This window comes from Pseudomonas sp. P20 (assembly GCF_016463925.1).
Lineage (GTDB): Bacteria > Pseudomonadota > Gammaproteobacteria > Pseudomonadales > Pseudomonadaceae > Pseudomonas > Pseudomonas aeruginosa.
This window is the reverse complement of the sequence record NZ_JAEMVM010000032.1, coordinates 1-3,928: the sequence shown is the minus strand read 5'-3', so window position 1 is coordinate 3,928 and position 3,928 is coordinate 1. Positions and strand designations below refer to the sequence as shown.

The 3,928-nt window shown below is 61.3% G+C and carries 5 protein-coding genes; 3 read left to right on the top strand and 2 right to left on the bottom strand.

Annotated features, from left to right (window positions below; all coding sequences use genetic code 11):
- On the top strand, positions 1-1,522 hold a 1,522-nt coding region (locus JHD77_RS28395; RefSeq protein WP_199506541.1), incomplete at its 5' end, for a DEAD/DEAH box helicase.
- 140 nt (positions 1,523-1,662) lie between these two features.
- Positions 1,663-2,007 (top strand): hypothetical protein, encoded by a 345-nt coding sequence (locus JHD77_RS28390; protein ID WP_016851612.1) that lies wholly within the window; start codon positions 1,663-1,665, stop codon positions 2,005-2,007.
- A 70-nt stretch (positions 2,008-2,077) separates the two neighbouring features.
- On the opposite strand, the gene JHD77_RS28385 is transcribed toward JHD77_RS28390, so the two are convergent.
- Both JHD77_RS28385 and JHD77_RS28380 read right to left on the bottom strand, forming a co-directional pair.
- Complete coding sequence (locus JHD77_RS28385) at positions 2,078-2,368, bottom strand: addiction module antidote protein (protein WP_003448662.1); 291 nt, start codon at positions 2,366-2,368, stop codon at positions 2,078-2,080.
- Complete coding sequence (locus tag JHD77_RS28380; protein WP_003120987.1) at positions 2,365-2,664, bottom strand: type II toxin-antitoxin system RelE/ParE family toxin; 300 nt, start codon at positions 2,662-2,664, stop codon at positions 2,365-2,367. Before JHD77_RS28380 ends, JHD77_RS28385 begins: the two co-directional genes overlap by 4 nt.
- Positions 2,665-2,865: 201 nt before the next feature.
- On the opposite strand from JHD77_RS28380, the gene pilL2 reads away from it, so the two are divergent.
- The coding region (gene pilL2, locus JHD77_RS28375) for a PFGI-1 class ICE element type IV pilus protein PilL2 (RefSeq protein ID WP_199506540.1) at positions 2,866-3,928 on the top strand (1,063 nt) is incomplete at its 3' end.

The window sequence follows — 3,928 nt, the reverse complement described above, 5'->3', positions numbered from 1 at the left end:
CTCCTGGCGCATCGACGCCACACCTGAGCTGCTCCGCAGCAACCTGATCCTGGAGCTTGGCCTCGCCGAGGAACAATTCGAGATACTGGATACCGTCCAGGAGCTGCTCAGCGACGGTAGCTTCGCGCCGGCGACCGAGCTGCCCAGCATGAGCATCGGCGGTCCACAGCAGGAACCGGCAGCGCCATCCCTGGAGGACGAGTCAGCTTGTGACATCTACCTCGCCGCGGTGCCAGAGATCGAGCGCACCGAGTACAGCTCGGCTGATATCGAGGCGGCGCTTCAGGGCTACTCGCTACTGGCCCACCAGCCTGCCGGCATCGCTCACTTGCTGCAGAGAACCAGCGCCCTGTTGGCCGACGACATGGGATTGGGCAAGACCCGCCAGGCGGTCATCGCCGCTTCGATCCGAGCGGCGGGCAGGCCAATTCTGGTCATCACCCTGGCCACCCTGTTGATCAATTGGCAGCGCGAAATCCAGGAGGTCTATCCCTCGGCCACCGTGGCCATCCAGCAGGACAACCCAGAGGCGCAGTGGATCCTGGTCAACTACGAGCAGTTGAGCCCCTTCGTCGCCAACGCTTCGCGCTTCGCCGTGATGGTCATCGACGAGGCGCAGCGGATGAAGGAACCGACGGCGCAATGCACGCGGCACGGTTTCGACATTGCCGCCCAAGTGCCGAACCGCTACCTGCTTACCGGCACGCCGGTGCTCAACCGTGAAACCGAGCTGCACACCCTGCTTCGCCTCTCAGGCCACCCCATCGGACAACTGCCGCTGAAAGAGTTCTGCGACCGCTTCGCCGGCAACCCGGAGTTCCGCCAGAGTCTGCGGGCGGAGCTGGGTGACTGGATGCTGCGCAGGCGCAAGGATGTGCTGCCCAGCCTCAAGGGCAAGCAGCGGCAGTTGCTGAAGGTGGCCCTCTCCACCGAGGAACGGCAGCAGTACGACGTGCTGCGCCTCGAGGACCGACCGATTTTCGCGCGACTCGGCGCGCTGCGGCGTTACCTGGAAACGGTGAAGGTTCGCGTGGCGATGGACCTGCTGAGCGAGCTCGACGCCGAGGACAAGGTGATCCTGTTCTGCGAGTTCAAGCCGACCGTGGCTGCGCTGAAGGAACTCTGCGAGCAGGCCGGGCTCGGCTGCGTCACGCTGGTGGGCAATGACTCGCTTACCAAGCGGCAGAAGGCGATCGATCGCTTCCAGCAGGATTCCGACTGCCGGGTGTTCATCTGCACCACGGCGGCCGCCGGGACGGGCAACAACCTCACTGCGGCGAACTACGTGTTTTTCCTCGGTCTGCCCTGGACTCCCGGTCAGCAGGAACAAGCCGAGGACCGCGCGTACCGCAACGGCCAGCTCCGCATGGTCGTGGTGAAGATCCCACTGGTCGAGGCCACGATCGACGAGCAACTGTGGCAACTGCTCAACGCGAAACGCCAGGTTGCCCAGGACCTCATCGAGCCCGAGCAGGTCGACGGAAACCGTGCGCTTTTGGCCGCAAGCCTTGCCGAACGCTGATTACTCGGGTTGAACCAGCCGCTGATCGACACAGTAAAAAAACTACTCTCACCAACCGAGCACTTCCTGCTGCAACACGGAGGAGCAGGAAGCAAGCTCGATCACAACGACACGACTGTTCAGCAGGAGATGCCCCAAAAATGAGATTCGAGCAGCCCTCACCGACTATCGACTACAGAAGAAATATGGTGCTGCAAGCGTTGCTGAAGATCGAGGCGCTCTACGAGCTCGCACATGCCGCCTCTCCAGAGCTGCTAGCGAACATTAAGGAAGCGCTGGCCGACCCAGATAGACTTTGCGAAATGGCGACAGCAATCGCCTTATATTACCTTCACCGGGAACCTACAGTTCCAGCGCTATACATAGAACTCGTCGAGGATGAAGTTGCACGCTACCCCTTCACCTATGACGAGATAGAGTCAGTGATGGATTCAAAGATTAGGGAAGTCCTATTCCCTAGGTATGAGCGATACCACGATACATGAGTGAGCCCAGCAACTCGATTCACCAGTAATAGCCAAGGATCGGGAGAGGGAACTCTAACTGGACGAGTTCTCACTGAGCATGCGGGCGGGCGGTCAGATCAACTCCCAGAGCTCGCATTACTGCCAGCATGGTTTTCAATGTAGGGTTCCCGCGCTCACTAAACGATTTGTAAAGCTGCTCCCTGGCCAAACCCGTTTCCTTGGCCAACTCCGTCATCCCCTTGGCGCGGGCCACGACTCCCATAGCCTTAGCGATATAGGCGGTGTCTCCAGTATCCAAAGCGTCTGCGATGAACAGAGCCATGGCCTCCGGGCTGTCCAGCGCTTGCGCGGGGTCATAATCATAAATTTGCTCGGTCATTGCGGCCTCCACTCATTTGCCAGGCGTTTCGCCATTTCTATATCCCTGGCCTGGCTGCTCTTGTCTCCACCACATAGCAGGATGACGATTTCCGTCCCGCGCTGCTGGAAGTACACCCGATAGCCTGGGCCATAGTGAATCCTCAACTCGCTCACACCCTGGCCGACTGGTGACACATCGCCGGGTAGTCCATTCGCCAATCGGAAGATACGGGCGGCGATCACGGCCTTTGCCCGCCGATCCTTTAGCTTGCTTTCCCATGCCATGAAAGTGGCGGTTTGTTTGACTTCGACCATGGGTCAACTGTGACTTATAAATCACAAACAGTCAATCGCACGCAGCCTTAGCACACGCTTTGTTCCAAATTCTGTTGGCTCCCCTTGAAGCACAATCCTGCGGGTGGGCAAAAGAAATCCCCTACCCTGTTGCCGAGTATTTCCTGCTGAGGCATGGCGAATGGCCTGCCACTGTGTGCCCCATCATCAAAGGGGGCCTCAATGACCAGGCAGTTGACCACTCTCACGCTGTGCCTGCTGCTCGCCAGTTGCACGACCCACAAGGCTGAGCCGGCCAGGCCCGCCTTCGACAGCAGCCGCAATCCAGACCTGCTCTCTCCGGACCTGTACCCGAATGGCGTACAACCGGAGAAGGAGCCCGTCGTGCGCTACGGGCGCTACACCCTGGTCAGCACCCAGCCTGATGCCGGTCAACGCGACCTGATGGCCCAGATCATCGACGTAACCATCCCGTCGAGCATGAACCCGAGTGTCAAGGACGCCATGCAGTACGTGATGAGCCGCTCGGGTTACTCGCTGTGCCCGGCAGAGGCCGGTCATGTGAACATCCTCTACACCCGGCCGCTGCCGGCGGCTCAGTACAAGCTCGGCCCGATGACCCTGCGCAACACCCTCCAGGTCCTCTCCGGCCCTGCCTGGCAGGTGAAGGTCGACGAGGTCGCGCGGCAGGTCTGCTTCGTGCTGCGCCCGGGCTATCAACTTCCCCCGGTGCCAAGGCCGAAACCGGTCCAGCAACTGTATGCGAAGCCCGCTGCCCCAACTCCAGCGGCGGTAACGCAACCCTCCTCCACGGAAAAAGTCAGCACGCTGGAGTCGCCCGTCGTGGTCGCCTCGGTGCCAACGCCGGCGCCGATCACAACCAGCCCCGCTCCGACCAAGAAGCCTGAATACACCACTGTGCTCCCCCCAGCCGCACCGGCCAAGGATGGCCACTCCTCTTCTCCTCCCGCGGCTTCGGCACCGATCAAGCTTCCGGCCTCCGCCGTGAAGTCCACGCCGCCCACTCCGGCCACCGTGGCTTCCACTCCACCGGACAAGGCGCTCCCTTCGGCGGAGCCGAGTCGGCCGCTGACACAGGCCTGGTCGGCCGAGACGGGATCAACCCTGCGCGACACCTTGGAAGCCTGGGCCAAGCGCGCACGCTGGACCGTCCGCTGGGAGCCGCAGGATCTCAACTATCCGATCGAAGCTCCTCTGACCTTCCACGGCTCCTTCGAGGACGCGGTATCCGAGCTGTTCCCGCTGTATGACGCTGCCGAACGGC

What these genes read in the sequence shown, in the direction of transcription:
- JHD77_RS28390 (WP_016851612.1), top strand. Translation starts at nt 1,663, where the DNA reads ATGAGATTCGAGCAGCCCTCACCGACTATCGACTACAGAAGAAATATG.
- JHD77_RS28385 (WP_003448662.1), bottom strand. Translation starts at nt 2,368, where the DNA reads ATGACCGAGCAAATTTATGATTATGACCCCGCGCAAGCGCTGGACAGC.
- JHD77_RS28380 (WP_003120987.1), bottom strand. Translation starts at nt 2,664, where the DNA reads ATGGTCGAAGTCAAACAAACCGCCACTTTCATGGCATGGGAAAGCAAG.